Source organism: Dyella sp. PARNA 12/25, assembly GCF_055702865.1.
On record NZ_JBVQCI010000001.1, the window covers coordinates 315,386 to 338,774 of the forward strand.

The 23,389-nt window shown below is 63.2% G+C and carries 22 protein-coding genes; 5 read left to right on the forward strand and 17 right to left on the reverse strand.

Translation table 11 applies throughout. From position 1 onward, the window contains the following. Window positions 1–12 precede the first annotated feature (12 nt). The 3 genes from AC0GUR_RS01435 to AC0GUR_RS01445 are packed head-to-tail and all read left to right on the forward strand — an operon-like array spanning window position 13 to window position 2,809. Window positions 13–372 (forward strand): cupin domain-containing protein, encoded by a 360-nt coding sequence (locus AC0GUR_RS01435; protein WP_472875681.1) that lies wholly within the window; start codon window positions 13–15, stop codon window positions 370–372. Then, window positions 369–1,544 (forward strand): glutamate 5-kinase, encoded by a 1,176-nt coding sequence (gene proB / locus AC0GUR_RS01440; protein ID WP_472875682.1) that lies wholly within the window; start codon window positions 369–371, stop codon window positions 1,542–1,544. Before AC0GUR_RS01435 ends, proB begins: the two co-directional genes overlap by 4 nt. Beyond that, entirely contained in the window at window positions 1,544–2,809 is a 1,266-nt protein-coding gene (locus AC0GUR_RS01445) for a glutamate-5-semialdehyde dehydrogenase (protein ID WP_472876278.1), read from the forward strand. Before proB ends, AC0GUR_RS01445 begins: the two co-directional genes overlap by 1 nt. A 126-nt stretch (window positions 2,810–2,935) precedes the next feature. Here the strand turns inward: AC0GUR_RS01445 and kynU are convergent, their stop codons facing one another. Genes kynU through AC0GUR_RS01460 form a run of 3 tightly spaced genes read right to left on the reverse strand, consistent with a single transcriptional unit; the run spans window position 2,936 to window position 5,812 of the window. Then, on the reverse strand, window positions 2,936–4,216 hold the full coding sequence (gene kynU / locus AC0GUR_RS01450) for a kynureninase (protein ID WP_472875683.1): 1,281 nt from the start codon (window positions 4,214–4,216) through the stop codon (window positions 2,936–2,938). A 58-nt stretch (window positions 4,217–4,274) separates the two neighbouring features. Continuing rightward, entirely contained in the window at window positions 4,275–4,781 is a 507-nt protein-coding gene (locus tag AC0GUR_RS01455) for a hypothetical protein (RefSeq protein WP_472875684.1), read from the reverse strand. Continuing rightward, window positions 4,778–5,812 (reverse strand): amidohydrolase family protein, encoded by a 1,035-nt coding sequence (locus tag AC0GUR_RS01460; RefSeq protein WP_472875685.1) that lies wholly within the window; start codon window positions 5,810–5,812, stop codon window positions 4,778–4,780. The genes AC0GUR_RS01455 and AC0GUR_RS01460 overlap by 4 nt, the downstream gene beginning before the upstream one ends. Before the next feature lie 552 nt (window positions 5,813–6,364). On the opposite strand from AC0GUR_RS01460, the gene AC0GUR_RS01465 reads away from it, so the two are divergent. Beyond that, window positions 6,365–6,739, forward strand: coding sequence for a YciI family protein (locus AC0GUR_RS01465; protein ID WP_472875686.1), 375 nt, complete (start codon window positions 6,365–6,367; stop codon window positions 6,737–6,739). A gap of 576 nt (window positions 6,740–7,315) precedes the next feature. Here AC0GUR_RS01465 and AC0GUR_RS01470 read toward each other — a convergent pair. The 4 genes from AC0GUR_RS01470 to AC0GUR_RS01485 form a co-directional block, all read right to left on the reverse strand. Continuing rightward, on the reverse strand, window positions 7,316–9,400 hold the full coding sequence (locus AC0GUR_RS01470; protein WP_472875687.1) for an FUSC family protein: 2,085 nt from the start codon (window positions 9,398–9,400) through the stop codon (window positions 7,316–7,318). A gap of 76 nt (window positions 9,401–9,476) precedes the next feature. Continuing rightward, window positions 9,477–10,226 (reverse strand): N-acetylmuramoyl-L-alanine amidase, encoded by a 750-nt coding sequence (locus tag AC0GUR_RS01475; protein ID WP_472875688.1) that lies wholly within the window; start codon window positions 10,224–10,226, stop codon window positions 9,477–9,479. A gap of 88 nt (window positions 10,227–10,314) precedes the next feature. Further along, a complete protein-coding gene (gene efpL, locus AC0GUR_RS01480; RefSeq protein WP_267223116.1) occupies window positions 10,315–10,878 on the reverse strand; it encodes an elongation factor P-like protein EfpL in 564 nt (187 codons plus the stop codon). Window positions 10,879–10,974: 96 nt separating this feature from the next. Further along, window positions 10,975–11,736 (reverse strand): SDR family NAD(P)-dependent oxidoreductase, encoded by a 762-nt coding sequence (locus AC0GUR_RS01485; protein WP_472875689.1) that lies wholly within the window; start codon window positions 11,734–11,736, stop codon window positions 10,975–10,977. A gap of 537 nt (window positions 11,737–12,273) precedes the next feature. Here AC0GUR_RS01485 and AC0GUR_RS01490 point away from each other — a divergent pair. Next, entirely contained in the window at window positions 12,274–15,387 is a 3,114-nt protein-coding gene (locus AC0GUR_RS01490) for a hypothetical protein (protein WP_472875690.1), read from the forward strand. A gap of 12 nt (window positions 15,388–15,399) precedes the next feature. Here AC0GUR_RS01490 and AC0GUR_RS01495 read toward each other — a convergent pair whose 3' ends face one another. From AC0GUR_RS01495 to AC0GUR_RS01540, 10 genes are all read right to left on the reverse strand, one after another. Further along, window positions 15,400–15,966 carry a GNAT family N-acetyltransferase gene (locus AC0GUR_RS01495; RefSeq protein ID WP_472875691.1) on the reverse strand — a complete coding sequence of 189 codons (567 nt, stop codon included), beginning with the start codon at window positions 15,964–15,966 and terminating at the stop codon, window positions 15,400–15,402. Then, a complete protein-coding gene (locus AC0GUR_RS01500; RefSeq protein ID WP_472875692.1) occupies window positions 15,963–16,430 on the reverse strand; it encodes a GNAT family N-acetyltransferase in 468 nt (155 codons plus the stop codon). The genes AC0GUR_RS01495 and AC0GUR_RS01500 overlap by 4 nt, the downstream gene beginning before the upstream one ends. Beyond that, a complete protein-coding gene (locus tag AC0GUR_RS01505) occupies window positions 16,424–17,023 on the reverse strand; it encodes a YdeI/OmpD-associated family protein (protein WP_472875693.1) in 600 nt (199 codons plus the stop codon). The genes AC0GUR_RS01500 and AC0GUR_RS01505 overlap by 7 nt, the downstream gene beginning before the upstream one ends. A 10-nt stretch (window positions 17,024–17,033) precedes the next feature. Further along, window positions 17,034–17,519 carry a GNAT family N-acetyltransferase gene (locus AC0GUR_RS01510; protein WP_472875694.1) on the reverse strand — a complete coding sequence of 162 codons (486 nt, stop codon included), beginning with the start codon at window positions 17,517–17,519 and terminating at the stop codon, window positions 17,034–17,036. After that, complete coding sequence (locus AC0GUR_RS01515) at window positions 17,516–18,694, reverse strand: metal-dependent hydrolase family protein (RefSeq protein WP_472875695.1); 1,179 nt, start codon at window positions 18,692–18,694, stop codon at window positions 17,516–17,518. The genes AC0GUR_RS01510 and AC0GUR_RS01515 overlap by 4 nt, the downstream gene beginning before the upstream one ends. Before the next feature lie 199 nt (window positions 18,695–18,893). Further along, on the reverse strand, window positions 18,894–19,259 hold the full coding sequence (locus AC0GUR_RS01520) for a hypothetical protein (RefSeq protein WP_472875696.1): 366 nt from the start codon (window positions 19,257–19,259) through the stop codon (window positions 18,894–18,896). A gap of 27 nt (window positions 19,260–19,286) precedes the next feature. Next, on the reverse strand, window positions 19,287–20,045 hold the full coding sequence (locus tag AC0GUR_RS01525) for a LytR/AlgR family response regulator transcription factor (protein WP_472875697.1): 759 nt from the start codon (window positions 20,043–20,045) through the stop codon (window positions 19,287–19,289). Next, window positions 20,042–21,310: a sensor histidine kinase gene (locus AC0GUR_RS01530; RefSeq protein WP_472875698.1), complete on the reverse strand. Its 1,269-nt coding sequence runs from the start codon at window positions 21,308–21,310 to the stop codon at window positions 20,042–20,044. Before AC0GUR_RS01530 ends, AC0GUR_RS01525 begins: the two co-directional genes overlap by 4 nt. A 139-nt stretch (window positions 21,311–21,449) precedes the next feature. Beyond that, complete coding sequence (locus AC0GUR_RS01535; protein WP_472875699.1) at window positions 21,450–22,073, reverse strand: GIY-YIG nuclease family protein; 624 nt, start codon at window positions 22,071–22,073, stop codon at window positions 21,450–21,452. 338 nt (window positions 22,074–22,411) lie between these two features. Further along, a complete protein-coding gene (locus AC0GUR_RS01540; RefSeq protein WP_472876279.1) occupies window positions 22,412–23,311 on the reverse strand; it encodes a hydroxymethylglutaryl-CoA lyase in 900 nt (299 codons plus the stop codon). Window positions 23,312–23,389 lie beyond the last annotated feature (78 nt).

Genomic DNA, 23,389 nt, shown 5'->3' on the forward strand with positions numbered 1-23,389 from the left:
ACGGAGATCGGCATGGGGGCGGTAAGCACAAGCAATGCCGAACACTACACATGGGGGCAAGGTTGCGACGGCTGGCATCTGCTGGCCGGCGACGACCTGAGTGTGATCGAAGAGCGCATGCTGCCGGGGACGTGGGAAAGGCGGCATCGGCATGCGCGCTCCCGGCAGTTCTTCTACGTGCTCGAAGGTGAGCTGACCATCGAGCTGGAGGGCAAGGCACACCACCTTGCTGCGGCACAAGGCCTGCACGTGCCCCCTGGCTCCGCGCATCAGGTCCGCAACGAAGGCGAGGCGGATGCGCGCATGCTTGTCGTGTCCTCGCCCCGCAGTCATGGTGATCGCATCGACGCCCCCGTGGACGCCGACCTATGAACGAGAGGCGGCGCACCGAGGTCATTCCTACGCAAGCGCTGCCTATCTGGCGTCGCGCTGTTCTGAAGGTTGGGAGCAACTTGCTCGCGGCTGACGGCGGCGGTCTTACGCCGCGTTACGCTTCGGCGTTGGCGAGTTTCATCCAGGCCAGTCACGTGGCTGGCCGGCAAGTGGTGCTGGTGTCATCCGGCGCGGTGGCTGCCGGAAGGGCGCAGTTGCGTGCCCACGCCCCTAGCGGCGGCGATCTTGCTGCGCGGCAGGCGTTGGCTGCACTCGGCCAGGCGCCCATGATCGCCCTGTGGCAGTCGCTCAGTACGCGCCCGGTGGCACAGGTGTTGCTGACTCACGACGATCTTCGCAACCGGCGTCGTTATCTCAATGCACGCGCCACCTTGCGCGAGCTGCTCGCGTTCGACGTGCTGCCGGTGGTGAACGAGAACGACACTGTCGCCGTCGACGAACTGAAGCTGGGCGATAACGATAACCTTGCTGCCATCGTGGCCGCGCTGGTGGATGCGGATCTGCTGCTGATCGCATCCGACATTGACGCGCTTTACACCGCCGATCCCCGCCACGATGCGTCGGCCGTGCCTTTGGGCCGGGTAGAGTCGCTGACGCCTGAAGTGCTGGCGATGGCGGGCGGCAGCGGCAGTGCCGTCGGCACCGGCGGCATGCGCACCAAGTTGGAAGCCGCATCAAAAGCTGGCGCGGCGGGCATCCCCACGGCCATCTTCAGTGGCAGGCATGACGCGACCGTACAGGCGCTTGCGCAGGACCAGCTGCATGGCACGTTCTTTGTGGCGGGCCGAAGCCGCATGCAGGCGCGCAAGTACTGGCTGCGTCATGCACCCACGGCGCCTGGACGCATTCAGGTGGATGCGGGCGCGGTCAGGGCGCTCGCCGGTGGCAAGGCATCTCTGCTTCCTGGCGGCGTGCTTGAAGTCGCGGGGGAGTTTCATCGCGGCGATCTTGTCGAGATCGTGGACCAGGCAGGCCGCCAGGTGGCGCGCGGACTCAGTCAGTACGGCGCTGGCGAGGCAAGGCGCCTGGCGGGTCGACACAGTCGCGACATAGAAACCCTGCTGGGCTACAGCTACGGCGCAGAGATTGTGCATCGCGATGACCTCGCCACGCTGTCTGATATCGAGACGATGGGAGACATCGACGCATGATGAGTGACATTCGTTCCCTGGCGCTTGCTTGTCGCGATGCGGCTCCCTTGCTTGCCGCGCTGGATACGCCAGCGAAGCGGGCTCTGTTGATCGAAATGGCGGATGCGCTGCGTCGCCACGTCGATGACGTCTTGGCCGCCAATGCGCGGGACATGCAGCATGCCGCCGAGAAAGGCGTGCAGGGTGCGATGCTGGACCGGCTTCGGTTGGATGAGGCGCGACTCAACGGCATCGCGGACGCATTGCGCGACGTGGCTGCGTTGCCTGACCCGGTGGGTGTCGTTACACGCCGTGACACACTCGCCAATGGCGTGGTGGTGGAGCGCGTGCGCATTCCGCTCGGTGTGGTGGCGATGATTTATGAGGCACGTCCCAACGTGACCGCTGATGCTGCCGCACTGTGCCTGATGGCTGGCAATGCGGTGATCCTGCGTGGCGGCTCCGAAGCCATTTATTCCAACCGGGCGATCGCGGCGGCACTGCATGAGGCGCTGCGCATTCACGGCTTGCCTGAGGCGGCTGTGACGCTGGTGGAGGATTTGAGTCGGGAGGCGATGGTCGAGCTATTGCAGCTGAGCGATATCGTGGACCTGGCCATTCCACGCGGCGGCGAGGGCCTCATCCGGTTTGTGACCGAGCACGCGCGCGTGCCTGTCATCAAGCATTACAAGGGTGTTTGCCACCTGTATGTGGATCGTTCTGCCGACCTTTCGCTTGCGCTGAACCTGCTGGTCGACGGCAAGACGTCTCGCCCCGGTGTGTGCAATGCGCTGGAAACGTTGCTGGTGCATCGCGATGCCGCCGAGCGCTTTCTGCCACGCATGGCGGTGGCTCTTGGTGAGCGAGGCGTGGCATTGCGGGGTGACGCTACCACGCGGGCATGGGTACCTGAGGCAAGCTCCGCTACGGAAGACGATTACGCCGCGGAGTTTCTGGACCTCATCATCGCCGTACGTGTGGTGGATAGCCTGGATGAAGCCATCGCACATATCCGCCGTTATGGATCGGATCACACTGAAGTGATTGCCACCAGCGATGAGGCCGCGGCGCAGCGGTTCGTGCAATCGCTGCGCTCTGCGGTGGTGATGGTCAACGCATCGTCGCGCTTTTCCGATGGTGGGCAGCTGGGGCTGGGTGCGGAGATCGGTATTTCAACAACGCGTCTGCATGCCTACGGACCGATGGGTGCGGAGTCGCTGACGATTGAACGTTTCGTGGTGCGCGGTGAAGGGCAAGTGCGCCACCCGGAAAGCCAAATCGACTGATGACGCGAGCTTTTTGTTGGAGCGCACTTGTGCGCGACCGAGCGTATCGGGTCGCGCACAAGTGCGCTCCTACAGCGAGGCGTGCTGTTTGTCGTTACGCGCGGCTTGGCGTAAGCCGCGCACAGATCAGCCCTGTGCCGCCCAGTGACGGGTGGTTTCGACAAACGCCAGGCAGTCGGCGTAGCGGTTGTACAGAGGCGTCGGCGAAATGCGGATGACATCGGGCTCGCGCCAGTCGCCGATGATGCCTTGCTCCATCAAGTACTCAAACAGCGAGCGTCCGCGCTCGCGGCCACCTAGCACGCGAATGGAAAGCTGGCTGCCGCGTCGCGCGGGATCACTCGGCGTGACCACTTCCAGCACGTTGTGCAGCTGGCTTTGCACCAGCCATTCCAGATAACCGGTCAGGCGCAGCGACTTTTCGCGCAAGCGCTGCATGCCTGCACGACGGAAGATTTCCAGCGACACGCGTAGCGGCGTGAGAGCGAGGATCGGCGGATTGCTGAGCTGCCAGCCATCGGCGCCGTAGGTAGGCACGAATTCCGGCCCCATCTGGAAGCGCGTGGTCTTGTCATGACCCCACCAGCCGGCAAAGCGCGGCAACGTGGTGCGTGCATGGCGCTCGTGCACGAAGGCGCCGCCCACGGCACCGGGGCCGCTGTTGAGATACTTGTAGCTGCACCAGATGGCGAAATCGGCGCCTGTGTCGTGCAGTTGAAGGGGGAGGTTGCCCACTGCATGCGCGAGATCGAAACCGACCATGCAACCGTGGCGGCTGGCAAGGCGAGTGATTGCGGCAAAATCGAAGGCCTGGCCGGTGCGGTACTGAATGCCCGGCAACATCACCAGCGCGATGCGCGAGCCATGCTCGGCCAGGATGCGCTCGATGGCTTCCATGGAAATCAGGCCGTTCGCCTCATCACCTTTCAGCTCGATCAGCGCCGTGGTCGGGTCGTAGCCATGAAAACGGATCTGGGATTCCACCGCGTAACGATCGGTGGGAAACGCGCCGGCTTCGACAAGTATGGCGTGCCGCTCCGGCGTGGGGCGGTAGAAGCTCACCATCATCAGGTGCAGGTTCACACCCAGCGTATTCATCGCCACCACTTCGTGCGGTTGCGCGCCGACGACCGTAGCGAGGTCGTCACGCACGAACTCGTGGTAGTCCATCCACGGCAGGCGGCCCTTGAAGTGGCCTTCCACGCCCAGTTCGCCCCAGTAGTCCAGCTCGGCGTTGAGTGCAGGGCGCACCGCGCGAGGTTGCAGGCCCAGCGAGTTGCCGCAGAAGTAGTGGCTGTCGCGGCCTTCGTGCGGCGGAATCAGGAACTCATCGCGGAAGCTGCGTAGCGGATCGGCGGCGTCCTGAGCCTGAGCCCAGGCAAGAGTGGCTTCGTACGGAGCGGACATCAGGGAATCTCGTGCAGAAGCGTCGCGCCGTCGATCGGCGCGACACGGAAGAATCGGCTTACTTCATGCGCGCGGCGATGGCGTCGCAGCCCTTGTCAAACGCAGCCTTCCATGCAGCGCCGGCCTGACTGACGGACGGGCGCACACAGCGCAATTGGATGGCGTGGCCATCCTTGAACCAGTAGCGCTCGCTGTAGCTGAACTGCGCACCGTTTTCCTGTGCCGTATACACGTAGTTGTCCGATGAACCACCTGTGCTGGCCTGATAACCGGTCAGCGCCTTGGACTTGCTCATGGCGCCGGCAACGTACTGCTGGAACGCATTGACGTCAGGCACCTGCTTCACGGTCACGCTGACGCGGGCCAAGTTGTTGTTGCCACCGGGGGAGGTGTCAGGCACCTGGAACACGCGTACTTCCGGGTCACCCTGCGTTTCCATGATGCCCATCCACTGGTCGGGCGTGCTGAAGTTGACGCTGCCATTGGCCATGCTGATGTCGGTGGCGTGGGCTACGCCGACCACAGCCAGCGCGCTGGCGAAAACCATGTTGCGGAAGAAGCTCATGCCTGCTCCTGTGAGACGGCGTTGGATTCGAAGCGATTTAGCGGCAGCCCCAGCCACTCCAGGGCAGTGCCATGGAAGAGCCGCGCACGGGCGACGTCATCCAGGCCTAGCGCCTCGATGCCACTCCCCGGATGCTGTTCCCCCAGCGGGAAAGGATAGTCGGTCCCCAGCATGACGCGATCGACGCCTGTCACATCCAGGAGATAGCGGAGGGCATGCGGGTCGTGCACGCAGGAGTCGAAGTAAAGGCGCTGGAGATACTCGCGCGGATTGCGGGGGTTGTCGGTGGCCACCAGGTCCGGACGCATGCGGAAGCCGTGCTCGATGCGGCCGATGCTCCAGGGGAAGCTGCCGCCGCCGTGGGCCAGCATCACGCGCAACTTCGGCAGGCGTTCCAGCACGCCGCCAAAGACCAGGCAGCAGGCGGCGCGTGATTGCTCTGCCGGCATGCCTACCAGCCATGGCAGCCAGTACTTGGGCATGCTGGCGGCGCCCATCATGTCCCACGGGTGCACCATCACCGCCGCGCCGAGATCGGCAGCGGCCTCGAAGAACGGAAACAGCTCCGGCGCGTCCAGGTTCCAGTCGTTGCAATGCGAGCCGACCTGCACGCCCTGCAAGCCCAGTTCGTCGATGCAGCGCTCCAGCTCGCGAATGGCCAGTTCCGGCGACTGCAATGGCACCGTGCCGATGCCCGCGTAATGGCGCGGGTAGTTGTTGCAGAGCAGGGCCGTCTGGTCGTTCAGGTGGCGATGCAGCTCCAGCGCCTGGTAACCCGGCGCCCAGTACGAGAACAACACCGGCACGGTGGACACCACCTGCACGCCGACGCCGAAGCGCGCGTAATCCTCGATGCGCTGCTCGGCGTCGAACGCGGAATCCCATACCTCCCGGAAGAACTTGCCATCCTTGTAGATGCGGTGGCGCCCGTCGTTGTGAATCATCACCGGGAAGCGTTCATCGCCGAACTTGGCCGCCAGGTTGGGCCAGTCGCGCGGAAGGATATGGGCGTGGGTATCGATTTTGAGCATATGGCCGAGTCTAAGGCAGCACTGATGAAGTATCGCCGACGTCATGATGTCTGGAAGGCCCGCCGGCTGTGTCGCGTGGGGCCGGGAAGACTGGCCGTCTTGCCAAGCCGCGCGGCGCAGCCGGCGGGCCTTCCAGACATCACCCCGTCATTTCAAATTCAATACGTTGGGGCCAGCCCTGTCTGTCCGCATGCCTTCGGTCCCCTGGCTCGATAGACGGCCAGTCTACCTTCGCCAACGGCCCTGTGGCGTGCGAACAGACAGGGCTGGTGACGACGGCGATACTTCATCAGTGCTGCCTAAATCCTGGATGCAAAACCGTCGCGGGCACCCCGGGCGCATGGCCGGGGTACACCGCCAGCCTATGAAGGTATCAGTGTGGCGCCCCGGCAGGAATCCGGAGTGGCCGGCGATCTGACTTACCGGGCCGGTGCGTCTCACGATCTGACAGATTAGTACGGCATAAACCCCGACCAGGGCTGGCGTGCATCGGTCCTCCGTTTCCCGGCATGATGTCGGGCGCGATCACGTCAGCCAGCCATGGGAGGCCGTATGAAGTTCCTGGTCATGATCTACAACGACGACACGCTGCTGGACGCCATGACAGCGGACGAGCGCGACACGATGATGCGTGGTTGCTTCGTCAAGGCCGATGCACTGCGCGATGAGGGTTATCTGCTCGATTCGGTGCAGTTGGAATCACCGAAGGAAACGAAGTCGCTGCGCGTGCGTGACGACAAGATGAGCATCGTCGATGGGCCGTTTGCCGAGGCCAAGGAGTATCTCGGTGGGTTCAATCTGATTGAGGCGGCGGATATGGATGAGGCGTTGCGAATTGCCAAGGAGTTTCCCTGGGCGCGGACGGGGAGGATTGAGGTTAGGGCGGTGCGGGATATTGATGCGGTTAGGCGGAGGGTGGGGGCGTAAGCGCCTTTCTCCTGCTTCCCTCGGGTGAGGGGCGGGGGAGGGCGAGAACGCGTGTTTCTCCCTCACCGTCATCCCTGCGAAGGCAGGGATCCAGTGACTTTGCTCTTGGCTCTCGTTGAGCGTTCCCGCCAGCGTGCCGCCTACGCGGCGGGCGTTTCGATCGTCTGCCGACGCTCGAGTCACTTTTCTTTTGCTGGACCAAAAGAAAAGTAACCCAAAGAAAATGGCCTCCAGAGCGAGGTGGTCGTAGCGTCGTGCTGAATAAAAGACTTGGCGGTCGTGAAGTCCGGATCGTCACGATCGCCCGACACTCGGTACGGCTACACCGCAACGCGTCATCGCGAAGAGGACTTAAAGCAGAAAGGTGCAGCGTGCGCCAGCTTTGATGACTTAAAGCGGATTGTCGCTGCGCTCCTTCTTCGCTTTTTGGGCTGGTCGGTGCACCGCACCTCTCCCTCTCCCCTTAGGGGAGAGGGTTGGGGTGAGGGGTGGGCTCGCGGTAGCGCTGCAATAGAAGCGCGCCTCGTATTCAATCCCCTCGCAACGTTACCCGTAGGGCGAGAGAGGCTTGGCGCCCTAAACCGTCGCCGCCGACTTGCTCCGGCTACGCCCAATCACATGCGCCAACGTATTGATGTTATCCACCAATCGATCGCTGATACGGGTGAGCAATTCCGCCGCCTGGCGGTCCTCCGCCATATTGAGCAAGGCCGCATAAGTGCGCTGCAAGCTGCGCAGGTCAGGCAATCGCTCCGGTGTGCGTGAGGCGCGCAAGGCCTCCGCAATCTCGTGAAGCGTCGACGCGGCATGATCGACGAAGGCACACATCTCCACTGTTTCCGGCAGGTTGTCGTGGTCGTCGATCAGCGCTTCCAGTGTCATCGCGGTGCGTGCGAGACGGTTGCCGTTGGCGAATAGTGCGTTGGCAAGCTCAAGCAAGGGCGCTGGCGTGGCTGGCTCGGCCCGCATGCGATCCAGCGACGCCTGGGCATTGCTGCGCGCAGTGCGCGCGGCGGTGCGTGCTTCGCGGCGGGCATCGCGTCGTTCGGGGCGGGCGAGGGCATGCAGGTAGTCGGCGTAGGCATCGAGCATGTCCGACAGCGCTGCACGTGCGCGGCCGCGTTCCCAGGTGGGCCACAGAACGTAGGCCAGCAAGGCCATGCCGCTGCCCAGCGCGGTGTTGATCACGCGGTCAGTTACTGCATCGCCGGGGTTCACACCTTCGAACGAGAGCAGGATGACGACCGTGCCGGTCAGCGCGGCCACTGCTATTCCGTAGTGCGCGGTGGCCAGGTAGCGGAACGCCATGCACAACACCGCCATCAGGGCGAGGTGGGCCCAGACTTCGTGAGGGGCGAAGTGCAGCAGCGCGGTGGTGAGTACCAGGCCGAGCACGGTGCCGACCACGCGCAGCAGGCCGAAGTTGAAGGTGGCGGCAAAGTCGGGCCGTAGCACGATGGCGGCCGTCATGGGCAGCCAATAGCCGTGGGGCAGGGCGAGCTGGCGCGCGACAAACAGCGTGGCGGTGAGCGTCACCGCGCTGCGGATAGCGTGGCGGAAGGCTACCGAGTGCGGTGTCAGGTTCGCGCGCAGGGTGGCGCGTGTCGAATTGCTCCGCAGTACGGCGGGCAGCGGCGTTTCGGCAGCAGCTGCACGCAGTTCGCCACGGCTGCCGGCCCAGTTCGCATTACGCACCGCGGCGGCGAGCTGGCCGGACAGGGCATGGATATGCGTCGCCAGTCCATCTGCATTACCGCCGTTGCTGAGCAGTGCGTTCTCGCTGGCCTGCAGCGTTTGTAGCGCGCGTTCAGCCTGGCGGGGCGATTCGCCCACTTCCAGGGCATCGGCAATGGCGGCGAGCACGCGTGCGGCGTCGCCACGGAACATGGCGTGGATATTGGGGTTGGCGCGCAGCTCGGCCATGGCGGTGAGCTCCAGGCGAATGCGCTCGGCCAACTCCAGCAACACGCCGAAGGCCTCCATGGCTCGGCCTCGCGCATGGTGCCGGCCCAGCAGGGTGTGCTGCAGGGTGGTCATGGCATCGGTCAGCGCCGGGACATCGGCTTCGTCATGGGCCTGCTGTCGCGCCAGCTGGGAGAGGCCGCGATACACCTCGGCCAGTGCGTGGCGTTCCGGGCGGTAGCGTTGCAGTGGCCATGCCGCGACCGAGAACACCGTCAGCAGCAGACCGCCGGCAAAGATCAGGCTGGCCGCCCCGATAGCTTCGTGCAGCGGGCGGGGCGTTGCGGCGGTGACCACCAGCAGGATCATGCTGGTCATGCCCACACGGGTCATGTCGGTGCCGAACACCACCAGCAGGCCACCAATGAAACCGAACACCGCGGTGGCGATCAGCATGGGAATCAGCTGGTCGCCGATCAGAAAACCGGTCAATGACGCCAGACCCGCCGCCAACGAAGCGAGCAGCAGGCGCACCATGCGCTGCCGATACGGCCCCGGCTGGTCGGAGAACATGGTGTCCAGTGCGCCCGCGCCAATACCCAGGCCGATACCCGGGTGCCCGCTGGCAATACCGATGGCCAGTGGCAGGATGACCGCGGCCGTGTTGCGTGCGGCCACACGCAGGGGCACATCCGGCCGTTTGGCGGTCAACAGACTGTCGACGACCGTAGCGCGCAGCGAATAACCACTCGAGGACATGACGCTTCGTTCACTCCTAAACGATAAAGCGATTTTGCCTCAACGCGCCTGAAGCGTACGCGACGATGTGGCGTAATCAGCCGCCCGGCGCTCCGAGCTGGCGGCTGAGTGCGTAGAGCACGCGCAAGTCTTGCGCGTCCAGCGTGTCGCCGTCCATGCCGCGGAAGTGGTGGCGGAATGAACGAACTGCTGCCGTGCGGTTGTCCAGCGGGTAGCCGATCAGCCCGAGTGCCATCCACGGGTTGAAGTCCGCTGGTGGGTCGATCAGCGGTCCCTGCGGCCACAGGCCGAAACCTGCCTGAGCCAGCTGCTGCCATGGAAAGCGCGGGCCCGGATCGTCCTTGCGGCCGGGGGCCAGGTCTTCGTGGCCGATGATCTGGGTGCGGGGAATGCGCAAGCGGTCCGTGAGATCAGCCAGCAGGCGCAGCAGGCTGTCGATCTGCACCTGGGTGAACGGCGAGTCGCCGTCGTTATCCAGCTCGATGCCGATCGAGGCGGCATTGACGTCGGTGATGGTGCCCCAGCGACCGGCGCCGGCATGCCACGCGCGCATGTCGTCCGCTACCAGTTGATAGATGTGGCCGTCGTTGCCGATCAGGTAATGCGAACTCACCGGGCCGCCATTGTTGGCGGTGCGCAGCGTGTGTAGCGCCTGCTCGGCCGAGTGCTCGTTGGTGAAGTGCAGCACGATCAGCACGGGGCGACGCGCGTCGTAGTTGGGCGAAGGCACCCAGGTCGCCATGGGATTGCGCACCGGAGCCGGCGCACAGCCGGCGAGCGCCAGCAGGCCTAGCAGTAGCACGCGTCGCACCGGAGTCGAAATCATGGTCGCCTTCAAGGGAATGGAGTGAGAAGTGAGAGGAGAGCGGGCTCTTGCCACTCTCACTTCCCACTCCTCCTCACTCACTTCTGGATCAAGCGCGTCCGGCGAACTCGCCCGTCAGCGTATTCACCCACACCTTTTCTTCATTGGTGATGTACTCGGGCACCTGGATTTCGATACCGGTGTTGAGCTTGGCCGGCTTGGTGCGCTTGGTGGCGCTGGCACCCTTGAGTTCCGGCGCGGTGTCGACCACGGTCAGCGTGACACTGGTCGGCACCTGCAGGCCCACTGGCGCGTCGTCGATCAGCTGCACGTAGTAGCCCTCGGTGCCTTCCACGATGTAACCGGCGTTGTCGCCAACCAGCTCGGGCGACAGCATGTACTGGGTGTAGTCCTCGTTGTCCATGAACACGAATGCATCGCCGTCCATGTACGAGAAGTTCACCTCGCGGCGCACCAGGTCCATTTCCTTGAGATCGTCGTCGGCGCGCAGGCTCAGGTCGAACTTGCGGCCACCGGGGATCGAATACATGGTGAAGCGGAAGGTGACGTTGCCGCCACGCGCGGTGGGCGAGCTGCGCTCGATATCGCGCACCTGGTACACGTTGCCTTCGTGTTCGACTACGTTACCTTTCTTGACGTCGGAAGCTTTCATAAGAGCCAGAAGTGAGTGAATAGAAGTGAGAGGTGAGAGAGAGCAAGGTGTGGGAAGTGCATCTCTCACTCCTCACTCCTCTCCACTATTTTTCTGTTACTTGGGCTGCAAACGCACCGCGCCGTCGAGGCGGATGGTTTCACCGTTGATATAACGATTACCCAGGATGAAGCCCACGGTGTTGGCGAATTCGTCCGGCTTGCCCAGGCGCGACGGGAACGGAATCGACGCCGAGAGCGACTCCTGCACCTGCGGCGGCATGCCGTCGACCATGGGGGTCCAGAAGATGCCCGGGGCGATGGTGGCCACGCGGATGCCGAAGCGCGAAAGCTCGCGAGCCATCGGCAGCGTCATGCCGACCACGCCACCCTTCGATGCGGAGTACGCGGCCTGGCCGACCTGGCCTTCATAGGCGGCGACCGAGGCGGTGTTGATGATCACGCCGCGCTCACCGTCGTCGCCGGTTTCATTCGTCTGCATCAGGTTGGCGCCAGCCTTGGCCACGTTGAAGCTGCCCACCAGGTTCACCATCACGGTGGTCGCGAAGGTGTTGAGCGGCATCGGGCCTTCCTTGCCCAGCATGCGGCCAGCGCCGAGGATGCCTGCGCAGTTCACCACCACGTTGAGGCCACCCAGGGCATCACGCGCGGCGGCGACGTTGGCGGACACGCCTTCTTCGGAGGTGACATCCGTACGGAAGAAGTGACCACCGAGCGACTTGGCGGCTTCCTGGCCCTTTTCTTCGTTGACGTCGAACAGGGCGACCTTGCCGCCATTGGCGACCAGAAACTGCGCCACAGCGTGGCCGAGACCGGAGGCGCCGCCGGTAATGATCGCCTTGACCTGATTGAGCTGCATGAGTAGTCCCAAAAGCGGTGGAAAACGCCAATGGTAGCCCAGGGCAGGTGATCCGGTCCGCTGGGTACCCGGGCGCACACCGAAGCGGGGGGCGGGCCGTGGGCGCATAGCGGCCCTCAGACGTTGGGTCCGAGGGGCTGGAAGGGACCAGATAGAGCCCAAGACGTAGTCGTCAACCTACAACCGGCGGCCGTACTTAGAGCTTTTGTAGGCGCCACTTATATCGATTCTCCGGGCTATTTCGACGCCGAACGGGAGTACAACCTTTGCGGTTGATCAATGGCGCCGTCGATAAGGGAGGCCGCCATGGCATGTTGGGCCGACCAGGTATGGGGTGCCAGGGGGCGCGTGCTCGACGTGGGCTGCTCGCGGGCGGGTAAGCCCAGGGGTTCATGCGCGCCTCTGTCGCTTCGAGCACGGCTTTTTCCGCGGTTAGTGCTGGCGTGCTTGCTCCTGAGCGTTGGCGTCGTCCACGCAGCATCGGAATCGGTCACTTCATCTGGCGCGTCGGAGAAGGCTCCCCGCTCGCCTTACTTCATGACCACGTCGCAGTTGAGCGACCCCGCCATGCCGTTCGCCAACTTGCCCAAAGAAGCCGCGGTCCGCGTGCACGCCGTGGTCGTTGCGGTACCCGACCCGCTGGAGACACGACTGGGGCGCGCATTCGACGTCGAAATGGGTGCGCTGATGAGCGCATTCCGCGCCAGTGGGTACGTGCTCGATGGATTCGCCTTTCCTTGGATACCCAAGACACAAGGTAACGATGGTGCTTATCCCGCCAGTGACGGCAGTGCACGCAAGCTTCCGGGCGTGATGCTGTTTCGCAACGACAACTGGCGTAACTGCAGAGCTGATTCGGCGCCCTCCACGTTCTGCGGCTCGACGTACTACGCGCTCTTTCTTGTGGGGGAGACGCCGACTTCGGGTGTCCATCCGGAGGCGTTCAAACGCGCAGCGCGCTGCGTCCTGGCGCTCGATAGTGGCAACCGTGGTGATGCCTGGGTACTCCCCGACGACCTGCGAGAGGCAGATTGCGGCGCGCAAGTCGAGAACGATGCGAAAACGTCCTCCGCTTTGTACTGTGACCGGGCGATCGATGTTGTAGGCCCCTCGTTCTCAGGCTCCATGGAGTCGATGGCAGCGGCGTTGAGCCAGGTGGCGGCAGAGGTGTCGAGCAGGTCGTGTCAAATGCGATCGGCCGAGCATGCAGCGAAAAGTCTTCACGTTCGCCTGCTTTCACCATCTGCGAGCATCAGCGACAACGACGAAATTCAGCTGCATGCCTATATCGCAAGGGCAAACTCGCCTGAATTCCAGGTGCACCTGACCTACCAGTCACTCGCGACAAAAGTGTCGGAGCAGTTGGAACGAGTGCTGTCGTACCTGCAGCCACGCATTGGCCAGGACGATAGCGTGGTGGTGTTCAGCGAGGAATCGAGCTTTGGCGCAGGCGTCATGACTGACCTTGGCCTCAGGCGGACACTCGGTCCCGGCAGCATGATTTGCCAAAAACCCGTCAAAGGGGCGCCGCTGGAACGCGACCATTGCTGGGGACGTTTGGTTGACGTCCAGTTTCCACCCAATATCGCCGCTATCCGAACGGAGCACGTGAAGATTGATCAGGCAAAGGACGCGGAACGTCGACAGATCCTGCCTGAGCCATTGCTTGAGCTGGACCTTACCGGCGTGGACAAGGGCACCGACCAGCCCCCGACCTATCAGCCGAGTCTGAGCTCCCGCTCGGACGAGCTGATGCTCTATCAAACGTTCGACACCTTAGAAAAGAAAGTCCGCCCGAAAGCGGTGATCATCGTCGCGACCGATGTGCGCGATCGCTTGTTTCTCCTGGGCGAGACACGCGACCTGCTGCCAGGCGTACTGCCAGTCCTGCTCGAACAGGACAACCTTGTCGTGCATCCGGATTACCGGGACATCAGTCGCGGCAGCATCAGCATGCCTGCAGGTAACACGCACGTTTGCCTGAACAGTTACAACGAGCTGATGCCGTGCGTTGATGGCGAAACCGTGGATGGCGCCTGGGGACAGTTCGCGGGCAAGCAGGATCCCGCCAAGTGTCCCGCATTACCTCGCCATTTCGCGTTTGCGACTGACTACGCGGCGAACATGTTCACCGCCATGGTTCGTCTGGTAAAAGACGTCGACGCCTCGGACAGGCCAAGTGCAAAACTGGCCAATCGCGATGCCAAGACATGGGGAGAGGAAAGGACAGCATCTCCACTGCTTGTCGCAACTCTGGCGGGCTTTCAATACGTAGGTGATCCCGAGCGCCTCGCGGCAAAGCAATACAGGCGCGGAGGTGACAACGTCGCTGGTTGCGCTCCCGTGCAAGGAAAGTCAATGCCGGACATGCTCATTGCGAGCGACACACGTCTCCATCTACAGGGGCCGGCTTACCTGGCGATGACTTTGATTCTTGCGACGATGTTGATCGTGGCAAGCTGGCTCGCCTGGCATAAGTGCGATAGGGCACTGCTTGTTTTCCCCATCCATCGGTACGCGCTTCGCCTGGCTCGGATCGATCCTGCCGATGCCACGAAAGCCATCAGTCCTGTTTCGATTGCCTGCGTAGTGGCGTGGCTGGCCATGGCGGCGACGGGGTTTGCGATCGTTGGCTATCGCATGGTCATGGCCCTGTCATCGCATGAGTCAATGAACACGGATCTGGTTCATGGTCGAGCGCTCTGGGTGTTGTTCGCGCTAAATCTTGGCTATGGGTGCTTTGTCATCCTTACGCTTTTCAGGGTGGCAGAGTGGAGCCGGCATTGCGGCGAACTTTCTGCTGCCGTGGGCAGCAAAACGCCGTTGGGCCAGCGCTTGCGGCGTCGCGGTTTTCCTTATGCGGCAATCAGTGCGATCACTGTGTTGACTGGCCTTTGGATGAGTATCGAGGACGTGAATCCTGTCGGCGCAAGTAGCGAGTGGATATCCGAGCTGGCGGGGGCCTTTGCGCTTGCGGGCAGCGTTTTCTTCCTCGCGCTGTTTGCCGAGGCGTTTGATCGCCTGATCCGCATCAGCATGGAGTTCGATAAGACGATTGGCTTGATCAGGAGCAAATCCAACGAAGGCGACTGGCCCACGCCGTGCCTCCTTGGCGAGCGACCGGCTAGCCCATTCAATATCACGATGCGGCTGCACAATTACTTCACCTGGCGCACCTACGGCTCTCGCGAATGGGCGGCGCAGACCAGGCATTTGCTGGATGGTCAATGGGAGTTCGGCGAAAAGAGCCGTGTCGATTTCAAGACGTGGCAAGCATTGCTGGTCGCGGAGATGAAGTTTGCGGTAGCGGCCATGCGCTCTTGCGCCTGGTGTGCGGCCATGGGGGCCACGCTTGCCATGTTGCAGATTCAGATCTATCCATCGACGTACTCGCGGCTGCAGATCACGACAGCCACCACACTGCTGGCGCTGTGCTTTGCCGCGGTCGTTTACGTCGTGCTGAAGCTCGAAAAAGATAGCCTGTTGGGACGCATGTTCACCAGGGATAAGGACGCATTGACGTTTGGCAACGCACTCGCAGCCTTGTGGCCCAAGCTGCTGGCTTTTGGTTCGATCCTGGTGATGGTGTTCCTGCCGGGGACGTGGAATTGGCTTGGCGGTCTGCTGAAAGCCGCCAATCTGTTGCACTGAGCCGTTGGCAGGTCACAGTGCCAGACATCGTCGCAACGCTTCGGAATCCACCAATTCGCGGAAGGGAGTAACCGGACGCGGCGGTGCTTCCGGTGCCTGCAGCTCCTTCTGCCAGACGCCGACATCCCACCACTTGCCGAGTTTGTACCCCGAGCTTCGCCACACGCCGGCCGGTTCGAACCCCATGGATTCGTGCATGGTCACGCTGGTTTCGCCGGGAAGGGTGATGACGCCAACGGCCTGGTTGAGCCCTTGCAGCCGCATGGTGTCGAGCAGTGCACTGTAGAGGCGTCGAGCGATGCCGCGGCGGCGTGCATCCGCATGCACATAGATGGAGGTCTCGGCGATCCAGTCGTAAGCCGCGCGTTCGCGAAAGCGGCTCGCATAGGCGTAGGCCAGTACGCGGCCATCATCTTCCCAGACAAGCCACGGGTAGTGCTGCAGGCGCGCCTCGATGCGCTGACGCATGGCGTCGACGCCGGGTAGCTCGGTTTCAAAAGTTTCGACGCCATGCAGCACCGAGGGCGTGTAGATGTCGTGGACGGCGGCAGCGTCGTCGGCGCGGGCAATGCGGATCATGAGAACACTTTTTCCATACAGATGCTGCGGTGGTTGGCGTGATGTTCGCCGAATGGCGCGCAGCGGCGGTAGCCTGCGCGTTCGTACAGCTCCAGCGCCTCGGTCTGAGCTGTGCCGGTTTCCAGCTTGATGACCCGGTCGCCACGACCACGCACCACGTTTTCCAGCGCCTCCAGCAACTGCTTGCCCAGGCCCAGGCCGCGGCAGGCCGGTAGCACGTACATGCGCTTCACCTCGACGTAGTCGTCGTGTCGCACGCAGGCACCGCAAGCCACCGGCACGCCATCGACGCGGGCGGTAAGGAAGGTGACATTGGCTTGCCTGAGTTCTTCGAGTGGCACAGGTTGAATGTTGCCGGTGGGGTAGAGCTCTGCCAGATAGCCGTCCAATTGCTTGATCAACGGGGCGACATCCGGCGATCCCGGGTCATCGACCTCGAATTTCAGTACAGGCGTATTCAACATGCTTCGTATTTCCAGTTGCGTCGCTTGCCCTCGGCCAGCCATTCCAGTGTAGTGGCTATACGCTTCTGACGCGTGGAGTCTGTCCTGGCCTCGGTGATCCAGGCGACGTATTCTCGTTGCGCACCCGGTGGAAAGCCCTCGTAGGCTTTGCGAGCAGCAGCATGTTTCTTCATGGCGAGCAAGGCGGCGAGGTCTTCCGGCACAGCGACCGCGGGTTTGGCGGCCGTCGCGCGCTTCACCTTTACACCGGCTTCGTTGAGTGCCATCGCCTTGCGGATCAGTGCAGTCAGCGTCTTCCTGGAAGGGAGATCCTTCAGCGAGGTCAGTTTACCGAACTGGCCCATGCCTTCTTGCGCGCTTTCGCCAAACACTTCCTTGTGCAGCCAGAAACCGAAGGCGCAATGCTGCTTGAAGGCGGCCATGTTGCAAAGCGGCGCACCCTTGTAGCTGTAGAAAGGCATGCTCCATTTCACGCCTTCCTCCACCTCGGGGCAGGTGGCATGAACCACTTCGCGCAGGTGCTGCAGGATGGGTTGGGCAAACGGCGCGGCCTTGGCGATATAGGCGTCGATGCGAGGATCGTGACTGGCCATGGCAGCACTCCTATAGCTCGCGTATGTAGAACTGATCGCAGCTGAAATGGCCCGTGCCGCCCAGAGGACAGGGCAGCGTGGTGAAGCCGTGGCGTCGGTACAGCGTTTGCGCCGCGTCCATGCCCGTGAGTGTTTCCAGGTAGCAGCGGCGAAAGCCATGCGCGCGAGCTGCGTCCAGGCAGCGATGCATCAGCGCGCTGCCTGCGCCAAGGCCTCGCGTCTGCGGGAGAAAGTACATCTTGCGCAGTTCGCAGACATCGGCATCGCCGCCCTCCAGCGGTGCGATGCCACCGCCACCCAGCACCTCGCCATGGCGCTCCACGACGAAATAGGCGCTGCGCGGATGAGCGTAGGCTTCGTACATCGTGTCCACTTCGGCATCGTGAATGGCGAAGCCGGGGCCGTCCGCGCCGAATTCCGGCATCACCGAACGGATGATGTGGGCCATGGCGATGTTGTCGCGCGCTTCGATGGGGCGGATGAGGAAATCAGTCATGGTGTGGTTTGCGGTGTGCGATAGACGACGCCGTCCTTCATCACCAAGACGGCGTGCTGAAGATCGTCGATATGCATGGTGGGGTCGCCGTTGAACGCGGCCAGATCGGCGCGCAGGCCAGGGGCGATCCGCCCGAACGATTGCTGCTGGCGAAGAATGCGGGCGGCGACGTCGGTGGCAGCGTGCAGCGCCTGCGCAGGTGTCATGCCATCGCGCACCATATTGGCCGGCTCGCGCCAGTTGTCGCCGTGAGTGAAGACGCCGACGTCGCTGCCGTTGCCGATGGTCACGCCGAGTTTGAGGGCAGTGCGGAAGGCGTGTTCGGCCTCGCGCATGCGTGCCGTGGGTTCGCTTTGGCCTGGCACATAGTGCTCGAAGTATTGAGCCGTGGATTCCACGGCGGTAAGCGTGGGCTCGTACGCGACGCTGTGTTGTTTGAGCAATCGAAAGGTGGCTTCGCTGGCGCCGTAGCCGTGCTCGATGCTGTCTACGCCGGCCTCCACGGCGAGTCGCACACCTTCGTCGCTGGCGGCATGCGCAGCCACCGGGCGACCCGAGAGATGCGCGGTGTCCACAATGGCCTTCATCTCGGCCAGTGACAGCGTGGGCTGCGTGCTGCCATCCGCGCCAATGCGGTAGTCGGCATACAGCTTGATCCAGTCCGCCCCGTGTCCGGCCTGCTCGCGTGTGGCGCGGATGGCTTCATCCACGCCGCTGACTTCCTGGGCGCCGCCGGGTAGCTCCATGTCGGGGCGAAACCCGCGCGGGCCGGGCCCGTAACTGGCGGTCGCGACGATGGCGCGTGTCGCGATGAACATACGCGGCCCGGGGATCATGCCCTCGTCGATGGCGCGCTTGATCGACACATCGGCATAGCCTGCGCCCTCAGTGCCGAGATCGCGCAGGGTGGTGAAGCCAGCAAGCAGGGTCGCACGCGCATGCGCGGCGGCTTCGAGCGTACGGTAGTCCTGCGGCTCCTTCAGCACCTGATCGTTCCACAACGTTTCGTTGTAGGGATGCAGAAAAACGTGGGAGTGGAGGTCGATCAGGCCCGGTGTAAGCGTGGCGCCCGGGAGCTCGATGCGTTGCACGCCAGCGGGTGCGTGGATGGTGCTCAGTGGGCCGACTGCGGCGATAGCACCGTCGAGGGTGAGCACGGCCCAGCCGGTATGCACCGTGTCTCCTTCAGCCGTCCAAATGCGTTCGGGAACCAGTAGGACATCGTTGTGTACTGCCGAAGCCGCCGACGTGCCGCTCAGCAGCAGCGCTGTCAGTAGGCCAAGCCCGCCGTTCCGCCAATTCCACCGCATCGTCGCCTCCCACCCCTTATACGTCTGATTCTAGCGACGGGAGGCCATGGAAAGGGAAGTGGATTCAGGGAGAGACGCTGGCGATCTGCTGCGCGCACTCGCTGGCGGCAACGGGCGTGTCCGTGACACAGCTGGCGAAGCCGGCCGGCAGGTCGGTAAGCATCAGCGACTTACCTTCGCGCATGCTGAAGTTGGTCAGTGGTGGCTTGCAGTCGTTGCCGCTGGTGGCACAGCGCTTGGGTAGCACGGTGTAGTGGCACACACCGCTCTTGCTGCGCAGGCAGCGGAAGGTCGCCATGGGCCCATCGATCTGGACCTGACTGTCGACCACGTTTTCACCATCCACGACAGCATGCGTGACGACGGTGTGCCCATGCTCGTATCCGGTGAGGGCGAGCAGCAGATAAAACAGCAGGATCAACTTGTCCATGATGACCTCTTGCAGGGTGCGTATGGCTTACATGTTGCGGAACAAGGCCATGAATGGCTGGCTTACCACCAGCGTTTCGGGGCGCTGCTTCAGGCGCAGCGTGCCCTTGCCGGTGTCATCGCGAACGATGGATGCCACGGCCTTGAGATTGACGATGGTGGAGCGATGGATTTGCTTGAACGTCGAAGGGTCGAGCATGCCGGCCAGCTCGCGGATGGGCGTGCGCAGCAGTGCTTCGCCATCGGCCGTCATGGCGACGGTGTATTTGTTGTCAGCGCGGAAATAGGCCACGTCGTCCACCATGATCAGACGTGTCTCGCGGCCGTTGCTGGCGGTGATCCAGGTCAGCGGCGGCGCGCCTGGTGCTCCGTGGCCGGCCAATTGGCGCAACAGCGCGTTGAGTGTGTCGGCGTCCGTCGGACGGTTACGCGCCTTCAGGCGTTGCACGGTGGCGTCCATGCGTGCACGCGTGATGGGCTTGAGCAGATAGTCCACGGCACCGCGCTCGAATGCATCCACGGCGTATTGGTCGTAAGCGGTGGTGAAAACCACCTGCGTTTCGGGGCTTGCTTGCGTGGTGGCAGCCGCGACTTCCAAGCCACTGAGGCCAGGCATGCGAATGTCGAGAAAGGCGATGTCGGGTCGGTGCGTGTCGATGGCTTCGAGCGCGCTGGCGCCGTCTTCGCACTCGGCCACGATCTCCAGCTCGGGCCACGCTTGAGCGAGTAGATCGCGCAGGGCGGCACGCAGCAGCGTTTCGTCTTCGGCAAGGATGGCGGTGGTCACGGCGTTGCCTCCGGACGGCCGTTGTCCGCGACACGCGCTGGCACCGTGATGGTGCTGGCCACGCCTGCGGGGGCATTGCTCACCACCGAGAGCGACGCCTCGGCACCGTAGATAAGACGCAGGCGTTCGCGCACATTCTTCAGGCCGATGCCGGTGCCCGCCGTGGCGGCACTGAAACCCACGCCGTCGTCAGCTACGGTGATGGCGACAGCGCCGTCGTCGCGACGGGCGAGTATCCACACCGTGCCACCGCCGGGCTTGGGCTCCAGCCCGTGCTTGATGGCGTTTTCCACCAGGGTCTGCAGCATCATCGGCGGCAGCGAGATCGGGCGCAGTACGTCGGGCACATCGATCTGCAGTGACAGGCGCTGACCCATGCGCAGTTTCATGATTTCGAGATAGGCGCGGGTGCGTTCCAGTTCATCGCCCAACGTGGACTGTGCGTCTTCAGTGAGCGGCAAGGAGTGGCGCAAGTAGTGGATCAGATGTCCCAGCATCTGGTCGGCTCGTGAAGGATCGGTACGGGTGAGGTATTGCGCGCTGGCCAGCGTGTTGTACAGAAAGTGCGGCTCGACCTGTGCGTGCAGCAGATTTAGCCGCGCCACGGTCCGCTCTTTCTCACTCTCTGACTGTTTGGCGCGCTGTGCCTCATCACGGCGCTTCTCGGCGATACGTCGCGAGATGGCGCGAATAATGGCCTCCGCGTTCTCCAGGTTGCTGCCTTCGTCCACGCGGAACCAGTCGCTCCAGGCCGCCGCCTCAGGCTCGCAGATCAGCGTGACGCTGCTGGCGCCATCGCCGGGTGTGACCGTGGCGTAGATCTGGTTGCGCAAATTGCCAAACCAGGTGGAAGGGTCCCACCGCCCGAGCGGGCCGCGGCCGTAGGGTGTGGGGCGTTGAACCTTGGCGCGAATCTGCAGGCTGTCGCGGGCGCTTTCGATATCTTCGGTACGCGGCAACTCGCGGATAGCGGCGTCGAGCAGGTCAAACGTTTCGTCCGCCCCGAAAGGTACTTCCACGCGCCGGCGCTGGCGGTTGCCCAGTGTGTCGTCGTCGATATGCCCGGCAATGAGGCGGACGCGGCGCAGGTGGGTCACTGCACTGGTGATGACCAATAGCAGCGCGATAGCTACCAGCAGCACGGCCATGCCACCGGTGTCGTGATGGCGGAAGGGGGCGCTGTTGGTGATCAGCAAGGCGGCGAACAGCAGGGCAAGGAACCATGCCAAGACCAGTCGGAAAACGAAGAGCAGGCTCTTGATCACGTTTTTGGGCGCCGGTGGGTGAAGAGGACGGATCGGAGCATACCCAGCACGGACGCCCCTGGCCGCTGTTTTTCGACAGAACCGGGATTCCGGCGACGAAAACATCTCTGACGGGGATGAAAGGCGGCGGGAAAGGGCGTCAGTGCGGGTAGAACGAGCGGTGTGGCCCGTAGCAGTACCACGTCAGCACTGTGGCGGGCAGCAGCTGCTCAAGCGGCAGGGCCAGGCTTTCGCACAAGTCCAGCGTGTCCAGCAGCACCTGCTCCGTGGGTCCCGCCCGGCCGAGATACTCGCGCTCCAGCTGGCTATGGCCAAGTATCTGTTCGCTCCAGCTATAGAGCGCGTCGGCACGATCCATGAGTTGCGCGGCCAGCCAGGGCCGTAGCGGCGCGTACAGCGGCAGGGCTTCACGCCGAGCGAGCTGGTGGGCCAAGGGTGTCACCTCGTCATCGATGCCGCGATACCACTCGGTATGGCCGGCCGCCGCCATCGGAACGACCAGTGGCGCTGGCGCCCGGTTTTCCGCCCAGGTGGTGAGAAATAAACGTTCGATGCGGCGCGCCTGCGCGACGCGATCCACTTCGATCAGTAGCCCACGCTCCAGGTCGAAGAATTCGAAAAAGCGTCGGTGCAAGGTGCGGAAGCGCTGCAGTGGCTCGCGTGAGAAGCCGATCTTTAGCAGATCCTCGCCGCGGCAGGGCAGTACGTAGACGTACGCACGGCCACGTGATGCGAAGCGCGGTTCAGTGAAATCCTCATCCATGGCGATGCGTGAAAGGCTGCATGGCGCGCAACGTATCCAAGAGAAGGTGCCAGCTTGCACCTTTCCCGTCTCATCAGGACAGACAGGTTGCTCTTCGCGCACGTCCCAAAAGTATCAGCCGCCTTCAAGGGTCAACTACACGACAATTTTGCCGTCATCCCCGCGAGGCGCTCGTCAATAGCCGAAGGCTGGTCAAGCGGGGATCCAGTGACTTTCGGTTGCCCTCAGCGATTGAAGGGCGCTGGATGACCAACTTCGCTGTTGTGAAGCGCCTCCCGCCTTCGCGGGGATGGCGGTGAGGCGACGACAAGTGTTGCTGGGAATCTTTGATAGGGCTTTTAAGACGCCGTGCGCGCCTTGGTCACGCGGCTGGCCGTTTCCTTGTGCAGCTGCGCTGCGAGCCAGGCACCGGTGGCAACGAGAATGTCCAGATCGATACCGGTGTGCATGCCCATGCCATGCAGCATGTACACCACGTCCTCGCTGGCGACATTGCCCGTGGCACCTTTCGCATACGGGCAGCCGCCGGTGCCGGAGACGGCGCTGTCGACCACGCGCACACCTTCCTCGAGACAGGTGAGGATGTTGGCCAGCGCCTGGCCGTAGGTGTCGTGGAAATGCACGGCCAGCGCAGCCATCGGCACTTCCTGCGCCACGGCGTGCAACATCGCGCGCGCTTTCGCCGGCGTGCCGACGCCGATGGTGTCACCCAGCGAAACTTCGTAGCAGCCGAACTCGTGCAGTCGTCGCGCAACGCGTACGACGTCGCTCACTGGCACGTCACCCTGGTACGGACAGCCGAGCACGGTGGAGACATAGCCGCGCACTTTCACGCCATCCGCCTTGGCGCGAGCCATCACCGGCACGAAGCGCTCGATCGATTCATCGATCGAGGCGTTGATGTTCTTCTGGTTGAATGCTTCGGATGCGGCAGTAAATACCGCGATCTCGCTGACGCCCTCGGCGCGTGCGCGCTCGTAGCCTTGTTCGTTGGGCACCAGCACCGGGTAGCTCACGCCGGGCACTTTGCGAATGCCCCGGTAGACCTCGGCCGCGTCGGCCATCTGCGGTACCCACTTGGGGCTGACGAAGCTGGTGGCTTCGACGGTTTGCAGGCCGGTGCTGGAAAGGCGGTCGATCAACGCGATCTTCACGTCGGTCGGCAGCAGGGTCTTTTCATTCTGCAGGCCGTCGCGGGCGCCGACTTCTACGATGCGGACATGGTTGCTGGTGTTCATGTCGTTGAGCATAGCGCGTTCGTGTGGTTCAAGGCGGTGCTTCGGCTGGCGGTGGTTCTCGGCTTGTTACTGAGATCT